At 65.1% G+C, this 15,367-nt stretch carries 12 protein-coding genes; 6 read left to right on the forward strand and 6 right to left on the reverse strand.

What is annotated here, in order from left to right:
- Positions 1-283 precede the first annotated feature (283 nt).
- Together KO516_RS23835 and KO516_RS23840 are read right to left on the reverse strand one after the other, a co-directional pair.
- Positions 284-2,446 (reverse strand): esterase-like activity of phytase family protein, encoded by a 2,163-nt coding sequence (locus tag KO516_RS23835; protein ID WP_216006285.1) that lies wholly within the window; start codon positions 2,444-2,446, stop codon positions 284-286.
- A gap of 338 nt (positions 2,447-2,784) precedes the next feature.
- Positions 2,785-3,573, reverse strand: coding sequence for an alpha/beta hydrolase (locus KO516_RS23840; protein ID WP_216006286.1), 789 nt, complete (start codon positions 3,571-3,573; stop codon positions 2,785-2,787).
- 81 nt (positions 3,574-3,654) lie between these two features.
- On the opposite strand from KO516_RS23840, the gene KO516_RS23845 reads away from it, so the two are divergent.
- The gene (locus KO516_RS23845) at positions 3,655-5,136 is read left to right on the forward strand and encodes an NAD-dependent succinate-semialdehyde dehydrogenase (protein WP_216006287.1); all 1,482 of its coding nucleotides are present in this window, start codon (positions 3,655-3,657) and stop codon (positions 5,134-5,136) included.
- On the forward strand, positions 5,136-5,486 hold the full coding sequence (locus KO516_RS23850) for a hypothetical protein (RefSeq protein ID WP_216006288.1): 351 nt from the start codon (positions 5,136-5,138) through the stop codon (positions 5,484-5,486). The genes KO516_RS23845 and KO516_RS23850 overlap by 1 nt, the downstream gene beginning before the upstream one ends.
- A 181-nt stretch (positions 5,487-5,667) precedes the next feature.
- Here the strand turns inward: KO516_RS23850 and KO516_RS23855 are convergent, their stop codons facing one another.
- The gene (locus KO516_RS23855; RefSeq protein WP_216006289.1) at positions 5,668-7,857 is read right to left on the reverse strand and encodes a primosomal protein N'; all 2,190 of its coding nucleotides are present in this window, start codon (positions 7,855-7,857) and stop codon (positions 5,668-5,670) included.
- Between the two features lie 106 nt (positions 7,858-7,963).
- Here KO516_RS23855 and fsa point away from each other — a divergent pair, with 106 nt between their 5' ends.
- From fsa to KO516_RS23875, 4 genes are all read left to right on the forward strand, one after another.
- Complete coding sequence (gene fsa / locus KO516_RS23860) at positions 7,964-8,617, forward strand: fructose-6-phosphate aldolase (RefSeq protein WP_216006290.1); 654 nt, start codon at positions 7,964-7,966, stop codon at positions 8,615-8,617.
- 1 nt (position 8,618) lies between these two features.
- The gene (locus KO516_RS23865; RefSeq protein WP_216006291.1) at positions 8,619-8,966 is read left to right on the forward strand and encodes a hypothetical protein; all 348 of its coding nucleotides are present in this window, start codon (positions 8,619-8,621) and stop codon (positions 8,964-8,966) included.
- Between the two features lie 43 nt (positions 8,967-9,009).
- Positions 9,010-9,357, forward strand: coding sequence for a hypothetical protein (locus tag KO516_RS23870; RefSeq protein ID WP_216006292.1), 348 nt, complete (start codon positions 9,010-9,012; stop codon positions 9,355-9,357).
- Positions 9,358-9,423: 66 nt separating this feature from the next.
- Positions 9,424-10,773 carry a PepSY domain-containing protein gene (locus KO516_RS23875; protein WP_216006293.1) on the forward strand — a complete coding sequence of 450 codons (1,350 nt, stop codon included), beginning with the start codon at positions 9,424-9,426 and terminating at the stop codon, positions 10,771-10,773.
- Between the two features lie 36 nt (positions 10,774-10,809).
- Here the strand turns inward: KO516_RS23875 and KO516_RS23880 are convergent, their stop codons facing one another.
- The 3 genes from KO516_RS23880 to KO516_RS23890 all read right to left on the reverse strand — a co-directional run bounded on the left by KO516_RS23880 (position 10,810) and on the right by KO516_RS23890 (position 15,365).
- Entirely contained in the window at positions 10,810-11,652 is an 843-nt protein-coding gene (locus tag KO516_RS23880; protein WP_216006294.1) for a DUF6206 family protein, read from the reverse strand.
- A 25-nt stretch (positions 11,653-11,677) separates the two neighbouring features.
- Positions 11,678-12,319 (reverse strand): ParA family partition ATPase, encoded by a 642-nt coding sequence (parA, locus tag KO516_RS23885; protein ID WP_216006295.1) that lies wholly within the window; start codon positions 12,317-12,319, stop codon positions 11,678-11,680.
- 283 nt (positions 12,320-12,602) lie between these two features.
- A complete protein-coding gene (locus KO516_RS23890) occupies positions 12,603-15,365 on the reverse strand; it encodes a [protein-PII] uridylyltransferase (RefSeq protein WP_252737882.1) in 2,763 nt (920 codons plus the stop codon).
- Between the last annotated feature and the right edge of the window lie 2 nt (positions 15,366-15,367).

Consider the following 15,367-nt stretch of genomic DNA (forward strand, 5'->3'; position numbering starts at 1 on the left):
GACGGGGATGCATCGTCCAGTCCGATGCAGGGACGCCATTTAGCGTGCCTGACCGCGTCCCGCAATGATCGACCGGAAAAAACGGACTTTGAAGTCTGAGGCGGGCCAGCCCCCCGCCTTCGGCTCCCCCCGGAGTTTATCCGGCAAGATGAAGGAGGGGCGCGGCGCTTTGCCTTCATCTTGCCAGAAAAACTCCCGCCGGAGGCAGGCCGGGCATTTTGGCCGGGTGGGGCATCCGGGCTGGGCGGGCACCTTTCGGCCCCCGCCCCTTTTTCTCTAAAGATCAATTGTTCAGCTTGAAGGACCAGAAGAAGGTCTCACCCGAGCTGTCATCGACGCCGTCATTGTCGGTTGCGACGTAGACGGTGCCGTCATCCGTAATCGCCATGCCTTCGACCTTGTCGACGACGTAGCCGCCCCACGCTTTCAGGTCAGGGATTAGATCGCGAACCTCTTGCTTGGTCACCACCGGCAGGACAGTTCCAAGCGCGGCGGGCTGGAGGTCGGCGACGGATACGCGGTAGATTTTCTTGGTCACTGCGGCCGCGCCAATCTGGTTGTCGCGCTCGACGATATAGACGTGGTCGCCATGGGCGGTGATTTCGGACAGGCCTGTCCAGCCCTTTTCCGGGGATGCCTTGGGATAGAGCACCGCGCCCCATTCTGCGGTGTCCGGGGAGTAGGACAGCAGTTTGACGTGATCCTTGGGATCGTCGCCCCATTCGCGCTGCATCGCCATCCACAGCGTACCGTCGATCATCGTAATGCCTTCGAAACCGAAGCGCACCTCGTTTGCGAGCAACTCGGCGGGCAGGCCGATCTCGTCCGTGATCACGCCCTGGGCGTCCACGTGATACAGCGCATGCGGCACCAGCCGGTCCGAGCGGCCTTCGGAGGCGATCCAGAAACCCCCTTGCCCGTCGGACGTGATGCCTTCCATATCGAGCTTTTGCGCCGTATAGCCGCCACGGGTGACACCCAGCGCCTTGATGATCCGTGCCGGGGTCTGCGACGGGTCGATGGTGAAGATCGTCGGCTGGAAGCCGTAGAAGCTGTCGTTGACCGCGTAGATCATGCCGTCATCGCCTGCGACCATACCCGAGATCGCGCCCCAGCCGATCAGTTCGTCCGCGCCCTGCGAGGTCAGCGTCGGGTATTGCGCCGCGCCGTCCGCGTAGTCGTAGACCATGACATGGGAGCGCACGCCGCCGTCTTCCACGAGGTCTTCCTCGTTGGCGGTTGCCAGCAGGTTGCGCTGCGGGATCGCCACGATGCCTTCGGGGGCAATGCCGGAGGGCAGCATCTGTGTCAGCATCGGGGCTGCAGGATCGCTTACGTCGTAGACGCCGACCACCGAGCCGCGCTCGGACATCACGAACAGATAGGGCGTGCCGTCGAAGGTTGCGAATTCCAGCCCTTCGGGTTCGGCGCCCTTGGCATCGGAACGCTTGTCCGGGTAATGGCCGACCTCGATCACCGCCTTTTCGAAATCCGCGCCCGATTCATAAGCCACGGTGCCGTCCTTGGCGAAGATCGTGAAACCGCGCGAGCCGCCATCCATGTCGCCTTCGTTGGCGGTGGCGAAATGGTCGTCATCGATCCACTGCACCGAATCCGGCTCGCGCAGGCGGCCCGGCTGGCTTTCGGTAAAGAGCAGCGCCGCGCGTTCATCGGTCGCGTCGATGCCTTGCAGATCCACTGCCCCGGCAGAGAAATGCGACAACACCTCGCCTGATTTCGACAGCACCACGATGTGGTTGTTTTCCTGCATGGTCACGACGATTTCGCCGAGCCCGTTGACGTCGACGAATTCGGGCTCGGGGTCTTCGGGGGCGATCTCGGCGAGGCCGGTGACGTCGGCCGTCACCATGCTGTCGCATTGCGCCATGCCATCGGCCACGTCGAGGATGGTGACATAGCCCGCTGGCATCTGCCCGACCCGGCCATCGCCGAGGTCTTCGTCACGCTCGTTTTCGATGGCGATCACGACAAAGCTGCCATCCTGCGAAAGCGCCACTGAATCCGGCTGCCCGCCAAGGTCGCATTCTCCGGCAAGCTCGCCTGACAACGCGTCCAGCACCACCAGCTTACCCGACGGATTGGTGAAGCTCTCCGAGGTGTTCACGCCGACAAATGCCGTGGTGCCGGCAATGGCGACCGAGGTCGGCTCGCCGCCCATGTCGATATTGCCCAGCGGCTTGGGCATGGCGGGATCGGTGATGTCGATGCGCCCGATCACCCCCAGCGGGCTGTCGGTATAGACCAGCGTGTTGCCGTCTTCGGTGGCGTAGATGATCTCGGCCGAGGTGACACGGCCCCTGTCTTCGCCATCGGCCATGTTGTCCGGCGTGGCAAACGACGCGATGCGATTGAAGTTCATCTCGGCGGCGGCAGCCGACGCCGTCAGCGCGAGCGCAGAAGTCAGGCAGATCGTGCGCAGTGTCATGGGTATCCCCTATCCAAGTGTCCGCTGCAGCCATTGGACCCGGCGCGTAACGATCTCGCGACGGTTCCGTGACGGTCCGGCGACAGGTGCATTTCCACACCGGATCGCCCCTGGATTGGCGCCGTGTCACACTGCCCCCCCCTTTTTGCGGCCCAAACCGCCGTTCCGAAGACCGGCGGCAACGATTTTAGCCTCACCATCGACAGCGACGCGCCTGTTTGGGGCGGCTAGGCGGCAATCTGGGTGTTGGACCTCGGGCTTTTCGGGTTTACGCTGATCCGCCGCCGGGCGTGACAGGCAGGCGGGCGCCCTGCCCGCCCAGAAGCCTCGCCCGAGGCCTAGCCGAGCAGCCGGTCGGTGATCGCGCTGTCCGGCGCCGCCAGCCCGTCAATGACGTTGAAGTGGTGGCGGCCTTCTTCGATCACCAGCCCGCAGCCCCAGGCCTGCGACAACCAGCGCGCCTGATCGATGAAGGCGGGGCGTTCGTCACCGCCAACCCAAGCGGTGACCGGCACCATGGGCTGCGGCATCAAAACCGGGCTCTCCGCTTCGGCCTCGGCGGCATCCAGCCCCAGGGTCGCGTTCAAGTCGGTCTGTAACAGCGGGCGCAGGTCGGACAGCGGCGAGATCGGCATCACATGCGCCAGCCGCCCGGCCACCGCGTCCGGCAACAGGCCACCTGCCAGCATCCGCGCCACAAGATGGCCTCCGGCGCTGTGCCCGGCGAGACGGATCGGGCCAGAGACCTCGACCGCCGCTGCGGTGATCGCGTCGGCGATCTGCCGGGTGATGTCGGAAATCCGGACCTGCGGGCAATGCTCGTAAGATGGCAGCGCCACCGCCCAGTCGCGCGCCACCGCGCCGCCGGCCAGATGGGTCCAGTCGGCCCGCCCGAATTTCATCCAGTAGCCGCCATGCACAAAGACCACCAGCCCCGCCGCAGAGCCCTTTGGCAGCACCAGATCGAACCGGTTGCGCCCAGCGGGGCCATAGGACAGCCCCTCGCGCAACCGCCCGCTCAGCGCCATTGCCTTGCGAAAGTGGGCCGCAGCCCCGGCCCAGCGCGGCGGGTAGTCCTCCGCCTGCGCAATGTAGGGCCCGTTGGCGTAGGAGTCGCTCAGATCCATGGTATTTCCCCGTGATGGCGCTAGACTTCTTCGAACACACCTGTTCTGCCCAGCGCAGAAATCAATTTCGAAGAGGATGCCATGCTCGACCAGACCGCAACCAATCTCCCTTCGCTGCTGGACGATCCCACTCTCTTGCAGACCAAAGCCTATGTGAACGGTGAATGGATCACTGGCGCGGACGGCGAATTCGACGTGACCAATCCGGCGCGCGGGGATGTCATCGCGCGAGTGGCGAATCTGTCGCGCGCGCAGATCGCCGGTGCCATCGACGGTGCCTATGCCGCGCAGAAACCCTGGGCCGCCCGCACCGCCAAAGAGCGCAGCCAGATCCTGCGCAAGTGGTTCGACCTGATCATGGCGAACCAGAAAGACCTTGCCACTATCCTGACCGCCGAGATGGGCAAGCCGCTGGCAGAGGCCGCCGGAGAGATCGCCTATGGCGCGTCCTTCATCGAATTCTACGCCGAAGAAGCCAAGCGCATCTACGGCGAAACCATCCCCGGCCACCAGCCCGACAAGCGGATCATGGTGATGAAACAGCCGATCGGGGTGGCGGCGTCGATCACGCCGTGGAACTTCCCCAACGCGATGATCACCCGCAAGGCCGCGCCCGCGCTGGCCGCCGGGTGCAGCTTTGTCGGGCGTCCTGCATCTGAGACACCGCTCTCGGCGCTGGCGCTGGCCGTGCTGGCCGACCGCGCGGGCATCCCGGCGGGCGTGCTCAACATGCTGCCCTCGGACAGCGCCTCCGAAGTGGGCAAGGAATTCTGCGAGAACCCCAAGGTGCGCAAGCTGACCTTCACCGGCTCGACCGGCGTCGGGCGCATCCTGCTGGCCCAGGCCGCCGAGCAAGTGAAAAAATGCTCGATGGAACTGGGCGGCAACGCGCCGTTCATCGTTTTCGACGATGCCGATCTGGATGCCGCGGTGCAGGGCGCGATCATGTGCAAGTTCCGCAACAACGGCCAGACCTGCGTCTGCGCCAACCGGATCTATGTGCAGGCCGGCGTCTATGACGCCTTCGCCGAAAAGCTCAAGGACGCCGTGTCGAAGATGAAGGTCGGGGACGGGCTGGAAGAGGGCACCGATCTTGGCCCGCTGATCACCCCCAAGGCCATCGACAAGGTGCAGCAACACATTGCAGACGCAAAGGAAAAAGGCGCGAGCGTGATTCTTGGCGGCGGCGATGTGCTTCAGGGGGCGGGCAATTTCATCGAACCGACCATCGTCACCGGGGCCACCCGCGAGATGCTGTTCTCGACCGATGAAACCTTCGGCCCGCTGGCACCGCTGTTCAAGTTCGAGACCGAAGAGGACGTGATCGAGCTGGCCAATGACACGATCTTCGGGCTTGCGTCGTATTTCTACGCCAAGGACCTGAGCCGCGTCTACAAGGTCGCGGAGGCGCTGGAATACGGCATCGTCGGCGTCAACACCGGCATCATCTCGACCGAAGGCGCGCCGTTCGGCGGCGTCAAGCAATCCGGCCTTGGCCGCGAAGGCTCCCACCACGGCATCGAGGATTACCTCGAGCTGAAATACGTCTGCCTGAGCGTGTGATGACAAGCCCCGCGCCGGCTCCTTCGCCGCGCCCCACGCTCGATGCGTGGCTGAGCGCCGGCCAAACCGGCGCGGGCACCCCCTGGCTTTCGGCCCTGCAGGCCGAAAGCCTCGCCCGCTACGCGCTAATGCGCGGCTACGGCGTTCGGCTGATGGAAGCGTCCGCCCTGACCCTTCACGAACCCCCCCGCGATACTGATTGGGAAATCCTCGGAGCCGACGCCCCGGGAAGCAACTGGGAGGATCACTACGACCCCGGCTGCGCCTTCCGGCTTCTCGTCGATAAGCTGACCCTCGCACGCCGCGCAGGTGCCCGGCTGCAATACAAGCTCTGGCTCGGCCGGGCCTGACAGCATCACCCGACTGCCCACTGCCGCGCCAGCTTCACTGCCGGATGCCTCCGGCGGGAGTTTATCTGGCACGATGAAGTCAAGGCGCTGCGCCTTGGTTTCTTCTGGCCCAAAGTATCCCGGGGGGCCCGAAGGGCGGGGGCAGAGCCCCCCTGCAACAGAAAGAGAAAGGCGCCACGACTCAAAAAAAGTTCTGCGGGTCGATATCGATCGCCATGCGCAGCTCGCCCTTCAACCGGAACTGTGCGGCCCATGCCGTGAGCGCGGGTTGCAGCGCCGCGCCCTTTGGTGCTTTCACCAGAAGCCGGACCCGGTGGCGGCCACGCACCCGTGCGATTGGCGCAGGCGCGGGCCCATAGACCTGCGCGCCGACCCGGCGGAGCGGCCCATCCTGCCGCGCCATGGCGTTGCCAAGGTCGAATGCCTCCTGTGCCTCGGTCGAAGACAGGATGATCCCGGCGAGCCTGCCGTATGGGGGCATTCCGGCGGCGCGGCGCTCTTCGGCTTCGGCTTTCCAGAAATCTTCCTCGTCGCCCGACAGGATCGCCCGGATCACCGGGTGCTCGGGCTGAAAGGTCTGCATCAGCGCCGTGCCGGGTTTTTCCGCCCGCCCGGCGCGCCCGGCCACCTGCCGCATCAGTTGGAACGTCCGCTCTGCCGCCCGCAGATCCGAGCCCTGTAGCCCGAGATCGCTGTCGATCACTCCGACAAGCGTCAGGTGGGGAAAGTTGTGCCCCTTGGCCACGAGCTGAGTGCCGATGATGATGTCAGCGCCGCCACTGGCGATCGTTTCGATCTCGTCCTTCAGCGCCCGCGCCGAGGCGAACAGATCCGACGACAGCACCGCCAGCCGCGCCTCGGGGAACAGCTCGGCGGCTTCTTCGGCCAGCCGTTCGACACCGGGGCCGACGGCGGCCAGCTTGTCTTCGGCATGGCATTCGGGGCATTCCGAGGGCTTGGGGATGGTCTCGCCGCATTGGTGGCAAACCAGCCGCTGAAGGAAACGATGTTCGACCATGCGCGCGTCGCAATGGGGGCAGCCGATCTGGTGGCCGCAGGCCCGGCAGATCGTCACCGGGGCATAGCCGCGCCGGTTGATGAACAGCATCGCCTGCTCGCCTTTTTCCAGCCGCGCCCGCACCTGCGCCGCCAGCGCCGGCGACACCCAGCGATTTGAGGGCAGTTCTTGCCCGCGCATGTCGATGGCGCCCATCTCGGGCATCACCGAGGCGCCGAAGCGCGACACCAGATCCAGCCGCCGGTACTTGCCCGCATCCGCGTTGGCCCAGCTTTCCAGCGACGGCGTCGCCGAGGCCAGCACCACCTGCCCCGCGCAGATCGAAGCGCGCAGCACCGCCATGTCGCGGGCGTTGTACAAAGCGCCTTCTTCCTGTTTGTACGAGGTGTCATGTTCCTCATCGACGATGGTCAGGCCAAGATCGCGGAACGGCAGGAACAGCGCCGAGCGGGCGCCGACCACCAGCTGCGCGCCCCCCTGAGACACCTGTTTCCACACCCGCCGCCGTTCGGTCATGGTGACCCCGGAATGCCATTCCGCCGGGCGCGCGCCAAAGCGTGCCTCGACCCGTGTCAGGAATTCCGCCGTCAGCGCGATTTCCGGCAGCAGGACCAGCGCCTGACGCCCCTTGCGCAGGCAGGCCGCCACCGCTTCGAGGTAGACCTCGGTCTTGCCAGAGCCGGTGACGCCTTTCAGCAAGGTGGTGCCATAACGCCCCGAGGCGATCGCCTCGCGCAGCACCTGCGCCGCCGCCTCCTGATCGGCGGTCAGCGTCTTGCCGCCGCGTTCAGGGTCGAGCCGGGCAAAGGCCACATCGCGCGGGGCCTCTTCCTCGCGCACCGCGCCCTGCTTCGCCAGCCCCTTGATCACCGATGACGTCACGCCCGCCGCCTCGGCCAGTTCGCCCAGCGTATAGGCCAGCCCGCCGATCTCGCGCAGCACCTCGAGCACCCGGCGGCGCGGATCCGTCATCCGGTCGGGTTCGACATCGCCAAGCCGGTAGATCTTGCGCAGCGAGGGCGCCTCGGACAGCCCCGGCGCGCGGGTGGCAAGCCGCAGCATCGCTGGCATCGGCGTCAACGTGTAATCGCCCGCGCGCTGAAGGAACTCGCGCAGCTCGGCCTGCATCGGGGTCACGTCAAGCACCCGGATCACCGATCGCACCTTCGCGATATCGAAATCGCCCCGCCCCGGCCCCCAGACCACGCCCATGATCTTGCGCGGGCCAAGCGGCACCTCGACATAGGCGCCCTCGAAACAGCCGCCCGCAGGCGCCTTGTAATCCAGCGTCCGATCCAGCGGCTGGGTTGTCAGAACCGCGACGAGGCTGCCTTCTTCGAAGAACGAATCCATGGGGCCCTTTCCATCTGCGCACGTAAGGCAGCCCTTTCGGCCTGCCCCTGCATGGGGTATGACAGCAACATCCGAATGCCAAGCTTGGCCGGGAGGGCCGCAGCGAATGAAATTCTTCGTAGACACCGCCAATGTCGATGACATCCGCGACCTGATCGCGCTGGGGCTGGTCGATGGTGTCACCACGAACCCCTCGCTGATCGCCAAATCCGGCCGCAACATCATCGAGGTCATCCGCGAGATCTGCGATCTGGTGCATGGCCCGGTGTCGGCCGAAGTCGTCGCCACCGATTACGAGACCATGCTCGAGGAAGGCCGCGTCCTTGCCGAGATCGCCCCGAACATCGCCATCAAGGTGCCGCTGACGCTGGACGGGCTGCGCGCCTGCAAGACCCTGACTTCCGAAGGGCGCATGGTCAACGTCACCCTGTGCTTTTCGGCCAATCAGGCGCTGCTGGCGGCCAAGGCGGGGGCGACGTTCATTTCGCCCTTTGTCGGGCGGCTGGACGATATCAACATCGACGGGCTGGAACTGATCGCCGACATCCGGCGCATCTATGACAATTACGGCTACGAGACGCAGATCCTTGCGGCCTCGATCCGCTCGGCCAACCACATGTCGGAATGCGCCAAGATCGGCGCCGATGTGGCCACCGCGCCGCCTGCTGTCATCAAGGCGATGGCCAGCCATGTTCTGACCGACAAGGGCCTTGCCGCCTTTCTGACGGATGCCGAGACCGCCGGCATCAAGATCGTCTGAGATGGGCTGGGGCAAGGGCACACCGCGATCCATCCGGCAGGTTGAATCGGGCCTCAGCCTGCTGGAAAAGCGCGCGCTGATCCTTGCCTATCAGACCTGTCAGCAGGAACTCTACCGCGCCTCGCCCGAAGATTTCGGCGAGGCATTCGACGACATGCTCGATGACGCCCTGTCCAGCGGCGACGAAGACGGGCTGCTGTCGCGCGGGGCGCGCGGCGTGATGATGGACCTGCGCGAAACCATCCGCGAGCTGCCAGAGGAATGGCCGCTTCTGCGCGACTGCCTCGCCGCCGCGCTGCCGGAACCGATGACCGGGCCGCTTTTCGCCTATCTCGAAGAAAGCTGCTGACGCCGCGCTTCCCGAACCGCTCACGAAATGTCATAGCTGTGTGATGACACCGCGGCTGACATCTGTGTTCGCCCTTGCCCTCGCCTTGCTGTTCAGCATGTCGAGCGTCGTGTCGTCGGCGATGATGGCCCCCGACCGCGCCACGCTTCAGCTCGAAGCGCAGGCCATGGCGCTTGGCCTTTCGGACATCGAGCTTTGCGGCGAGATGGCCCACGCCGAGCATCACTGCCCGCTCTGCCATGGTCTGCCAGAGGCGCCACGCCTTGCGCGGGCCGATGTCACCACGCTGCTGCGCGCGCATGACGGCTGGCGGCGCGGCGACGATCTGTGGCGCGCCGCGCAGGCCCGCAACCCGAACCATTCCCCAAGGGCGCCCCCCGCGTCGGCCTGACCGCAACGCATCTGGCTCTCTTGTATATTGCCCGCCTCGAACCGGCGGGCCAATCGGAATGGATTCATGACCGAAAACACCCCTCGTGCGGCCACTGCCGCGCTCTATAGTGCTGTCTGGCGCTGGCATTTCATCGCGGGGCTGATCGTCCTGCCCTTCATGCTGATCCTCGCGATCACCGGCGGCATCTATCTTTTCAAGGACGAGATCAACGACGCTGCCCATGCGCCGCTGCGTTTTGTCGAAACCACGGGCAGCCCCCTTGCGCCCTCGCAGCTTGTCGCCTCGGCGCTCGGGGAACATCCCGGCACGCTCAAGGCCTATACGCCGCCCAGCGCCCCGGATCGCAGCGCCGAGGTCGACATTCTGGGCGAAGACGGGCTGCGCGATACGGTTTATGTCGATCCCTATAGCGGCGCGGTTCTGGGCACGCTGTGGGATGCCGGAGCCTCTGGCAGCCCGGCGATGTACGTCGTGCGCAAACTGCATTCGCTGGAATATGTCGGCTGGGTCGGCAACTGGCTGATCGAGGCCGCCGCCGGTTGGATTGTGCTGCTGGTTGGCACCGGCATCTATCTGTGGTTGCCGCGCGGGCGCAATCTTGGCACCGTCACCGTCAAGGCAAAGCGGGGGCGGCCGCTGTGGCGCGACCTGCACGCGGTGACGGGGCTGTATGTCGGTGGCTTCATCGTGTTTCTCGCGATGACTGGGCTGCCGTGGTCCGCCGTCTGGGGGCCGAAATTCTACGACAGCGCCTATGCGCTGGGGCTGGGGATGCCCGATGGCTACTGGTCGAACAAGCCGGTCTCGACCGTGCCGGTCAAGGATGTGGTCGATCGCGCGCCGTGGATCATGGAAAACCAGCCGATGCCGCTGTCCGAAGCCACCGCTGGCGTGCCTCTGGCGCTGGACGGCGTGGTCGCGCGAGTCGAAGCCTTAGGGATCGTTCCGGGCTATTCGGTCAGCATGCCAAGCGGTGAGACCGGGGTGTTCACCGCCTCGGTCTATCCCGATGACATCACCTATGAACGGGTGATCCATCTGGATCAGTACAGCGGCGCGGTGCTGTACGATGCAGGGCTGGCCGATCTTGGCACGCTCGGGCGTTGGGCCGAATGGGGGATCAGCGTGCATATGGGGCAGGAATGGGGGCTGGTGAATCAGCTAGGGCTACTGCTGGTCTGCCTTGCCATGGTCGGGCTATGCGTGTCGGCGGCGACGATGTGGTGGAAACGCCGCCCGTCGGGCGCGCTTGGCGTGCCGCAGGTGCCCGCCGACTGGCGCATTCCGCGCGGCTTGCTGGTGATGGCGCTGGCGGCGGGGCTGTTCTTTCCGCTGGTCGGCCTGTCGATGCTGCTGCTCGCGGTTGTCGAGATCGCGCTGCTATTCACCACGCGGCGCCGACAACCGGCCTGACATCTCTGGCGTCCGGGGCCTTCCCGGACGCCGTTTTCAGACATTGGGTTCGCCCTGCAAGCCCAGCAGCTTGCGAAAGCCTGTCCAGTAGCCGGGCAGCTTCGGGGGCAAATGCATTCCGGCGATGGCCTCATCCGCCCAGCGCGGCATCTCGCGCGCGGCAAACTCACGGCCCCAGTCAAGATAGGCCTGCGCATGTTCCGGCCGTAGCCGACAGGCCGAGCCGACCAGCCCCACCAGCGTTTCGGGCGCGCTGTACCATTCATCCTGAATGCCGGTGACACGGGCGCGCATCAGCGGCCCGACCCAGCGCATCAGCCGCTTTTCCGAAAACAGCAGCAGCATCCGGCCCATCTCTTCGCGCGAATAGCCGATCAGCGGCGGAAAGGTGTCGTAAAAGATCGCCTCATCGTCCAGCACCGCGAAATTGCGAATTGAGGGGTGAAAGCCGATGCGAGGGGCAATCGCGTCGGCGGCATTCCAGAACCGGGCGATGACTTGCCCGGCGGCCTCCATCATCGCCAGCGTCGCCTCGCGGCTTTCGCGCTGCATCCGGGGGCGCATCAGGGCGCTTTCGGGCAAGGCCTTCTGCACGATGACAGGAAAGCGCCCCCCCGGCGCGTCGAGCAGGTGAAATTCCGTCTCGGGCAGCGGCACGCCGCATTGACGCAGCGCGGCGACATAATCGTCATGCGCCTGCGCCAGCCGGTCCAGCGCGGCGGCGTCGGGCAGGCCGCGATAGACCTTGATCACCTTGTCGGAAAACGGCCCCGAGGCGGGGCGGAACGGCGCGCAGAAATATCCAAGGCGCGAAATCGGCTGGCCCTGTGCCACCTCATGCAGGCGGATGGTTTCGGCAAGCTGGGTCAGATCGGTCATCACGGGCACTCCTTGTCGGCCCGGTCTAACCGTTTGCAAGGATCTGTGCCACCTCTGTAGACAGCGCTTCGACCTCGTCACGGGCGGGGGTCTTGCGGCCCTCGGCGGCGCTGAGCCCATGGCCGAACGCCTCGGCATAGCCGACGCGGTTGGCGAATTGCGCGGTGGCGATACGGGCATGCATCTTTTGCGCCGCCTCGGTGATCTCGGCCGACAGGCGCGTGCCGGGGCGGGTGCGGTTGAGCACCATCAGCGCCTCGCGGCTTTCGCGATGGGCCAGATCCAGCACGCTTTCCGTCGCCCACAGGTCGAGATGGCTCATCGACACCGGCACGATCACCAGATTGGCGATGCGCAGCGCCGGGCGCAGATCGCTGTCGGCCTTGGGCGGCGTGTCGATGATCACCAGATCATAGCGATCAGCCAGCTTGCGGCATTCATAGGTGATCCCCCATGCCGAGGAGGTGGCGAATTCCATGCCCTCGACCTCTTCGGGGGCCAGTTCGAGCCGGGTCATGAACCAGCGCCCAAGGCTGCCCTGCGGATCGGTGTCGATCAGCGCCACCGTCTTGCCCAGCCGGCGCATTCCGACGGCGAGGTTGGCAGACAGCGTGGTCTTGCCCGACCCGCCCTTTTGCTGCGCCACCGTGATTACCGAACCCGCCATACCTGCCCCCTGCCCTATTTTCATCCGCAGCATAAGCCTTCCGCTGCGCCCGTCCAGTGGGCTTGGCATAAGATTTAACGCCACGTTAACCAGGATGAACGCATGATGGCGGGGCGTGACAAGGGTCGGGCGATGCGACATCGGGCGACATGGATGCTGGCACTGCTGGTCGGCCTGTGTGCGGCCCCCGGCGGCAGCGCGCAGGCCGGGCCATGGCCGCTCGCAAGTCAGTCACCAAGACAGGCCGCCGCGGGGTGCCCCGCAACGGCCCGATGCCCATCCTTTATTCGTTGTCGCGGGCCCGCTGCTTGCCTTCCTCTATGGCGGCGCGCATCCGCCGGTCCAGCGTCTTTTGCTTGGACGGCGTGTAGAACTTCAGCCCGAACATGTCCTTGACGTAGAACGTGTCCACCACCTGCTCACCATAGGTCGCGATCACCGCCGAGGCGATGTAGACATTGCTTTCCGACAGGGTGCGCGTCAGGTCGTACAAAAGCCCCGGACGGTCGCGGGTGTCGACCTCGATGATGGTGTAAATTTCCGACCCCTCGTTGTCGAAAGTGATCGAGGTCGGCACCGAGAACGCCCGCTCGCGCTTCTTGAACTTCAGCTTGGCATGGATCGCCTCGCGCGGTTTGACCTCACCCTTCAGGGTTTTGCCGATCATGTCGCGCAGACGCGGCAGGCGGCTTTGCTCGAAGGGCGAGCCATCCATGTCCTGAATCCAGAACGCCGCCGTTGCGTAGCCGTCCTTGGAGGTAAAGGTGCGCGCATCGACCACATTCGCCCCGACCAGCGACAACGCCCCCGCAAGCCGCGAGAAAATGCCCGGATGGTCCGCAAGTGCAAAGCACACGCGCGTGGCGTCGCGATCATCGTCGGGGTGGATGTCGATGCGGATCTCGTCATTGCTGATGTTCTTCAGCAGCCCGGCAAAGACCACATGGGCGGTGACATGCAGCCCCTGCCAATAGGGGTCGTAATGGCGCGCGGTTTCGGCGCGCAGATCCTTCTGATCCCAGCCATCCAACGCCTCGCGCAGCGCCTTCTTGGCCTCGGCACCGCGATTTTCTCGGTTCAGCGCCTCGAGACCGTCTTCCAGAGCCCGCCGGGTCTGGCGGTAGAGCGCTCTGAGTAAAGTGGCTTTCCAGTTGTTCCACGTGCCCGGACCAACGCCGCGAATGTCGCAGACCGTCAGCACGGTCAGCAGGTCGAGCCGCTCGCGGGTCTGCACGGCCTTGGCGAAATCGCGCACCGTGCGGGGATCGGCGATGTCGCGTTTCTGCGCCATGTCCGACATCAGCAAATGATAGCGGATCAGCCATTCCACCGTGGCACATTCGGGCTTGGTCAGCCCCAGCCGCGGCGCCACCTTGCGCGAGATCAGCGCGCCAAGCGCCGAGTGATCCTCGTCGCGGCCCTTGCCGATGTCATGCAGCATCAGTGCGATGTACAGAACCTTGCGATTCACCCCTTCGCGCAGGATCGTCGAGGCGACGGGCAGTTCCTCGACCAGATCGCCATGTTCGATCGAGCTGAGCGTGGCAATGCACTGGATGGTGTGCTCGTCGACCGTATAGGCGTGATACATGTTGAACTGCATCATCGCCACGATGGGTTCGAATTCAGGGATGAAGGTGCCCAGCACGCCAAGCTCGTTCATCCGCCGCAGCGAGCGTTCGGGGTTGCCGTGCTTGAGCAGCAGGTCGATGAAGATGCGCCGCGCTTCCTTGTTGTTGCGCATGTCGTCGTCGATCAGGTGCAGGTTGGCCTTGATCAGACGCATGGCATCGGGGTGCAGCAACAGACCGGTGCGCAGCCCTTCCTCGAAGATCCGCAACATGTTCAGCTTGTCGGACATGAAGGCGGTGGGATCGGTCAGCGCAAGGCGGTTGTGCACGATCTGATAGCCCTCGCGCACCTTGGGCGGGCGCTTGAACATGCGCTGCAGCAGCGGGGCGTCTTTCTGGTGCTCGGCCTCGAGCGCCGTCAGGAAGATGCGGGTCAGATCGCCGACCGCCGTGGCATGGCGGAAATAATCCTGCATGAACCATTCCACCGCACGGCGCCCGCCCCGGTCGGAATAGCCCATGGCCTCGGCCACCTCGACCTGCATGTCAAAGGTCAGTTGCTCGACCGCCCGGCCCGAACACAGGTGCAGATGGCAGCGCGTTGCCCAGAGGAATTCCTCGGCGCGCATGAAGGTGGTGTATTCCTCGCGCCGAAACACCCCGAGATTGACCAGCGTCTGCACGTCATCGGTATGGTGGATGTACTTGGTGATCCAGTACAGCGATTGCAGATCGCGCAGGCCGCCCTTGCCCTCCTTGACGTTGGGCTCGACCACGTAGCGCAGGCCCTGCTTCTTGAGCCGCTGCGCGCGCTCTGCGAGCTTGGCGTTGACGAAGGCCCGCTCGGAGCCCTTGAACAACTCGTTCTGCAGCCGGGATTCCAGTTTGCGGGCCAGCGGCTCGTGGCCGGTCACGAAACGGGTTTCCAGCATGGCGGTGCGGATGGTGTAATCTTCAGCGCCAAGCCGCAGGCAATCCTTGATGGTGCGCGAGGCGTGACCGACCTTCAGCTTGAGATCCCAGAAGATGTAGAGCATCGACTCGATGACGCTCTCGGCCCAGGCGGTGATCTTGTTCGGAGTCAGGAACAGCAGATCGACATCGGAAAACGGCGCCATTTCACCGCGCCCGTAGCCGCCGACCGCCAGCACCGTCAGCTTTTCGCCCGCCGGCTTGCCGCCCTTGGGATGCAGGCGCGTCGTGGCCAGTTCGAACACCAGCCGCACGACGCAATCGGTCAGCCAGGCATAGGCTTCGGTGGTCGGAAAGGCGGCATGGGGGCGCTTGGCAAAACCGGCGGCGATGGCATCGCGCCCGTCCTTGCTGGCCTGAGACAGGATGCGCACGGCGGCGGCGCGCACGCTCGTCTCGGTTGCGTCGTCATCGGCGGCGGCAAGAAGCGCGGCGCGGATGGTCGGCAGATCGAAGATCTCCGATGCCGGAACGACGAGGTCTTCCGGCATCGGGTAAAGCATCT

Source organism: Citreicella sp. C3M06 (genome assembly GCF_018860705.1).
In the GTDB taxonomy this organism is placed as follows: domain Bacteria; phylum Pseudomonadota; class Alphaproteobacteria; order Rhodobacterales; family Rhodobacteraceae; genus Salipiger.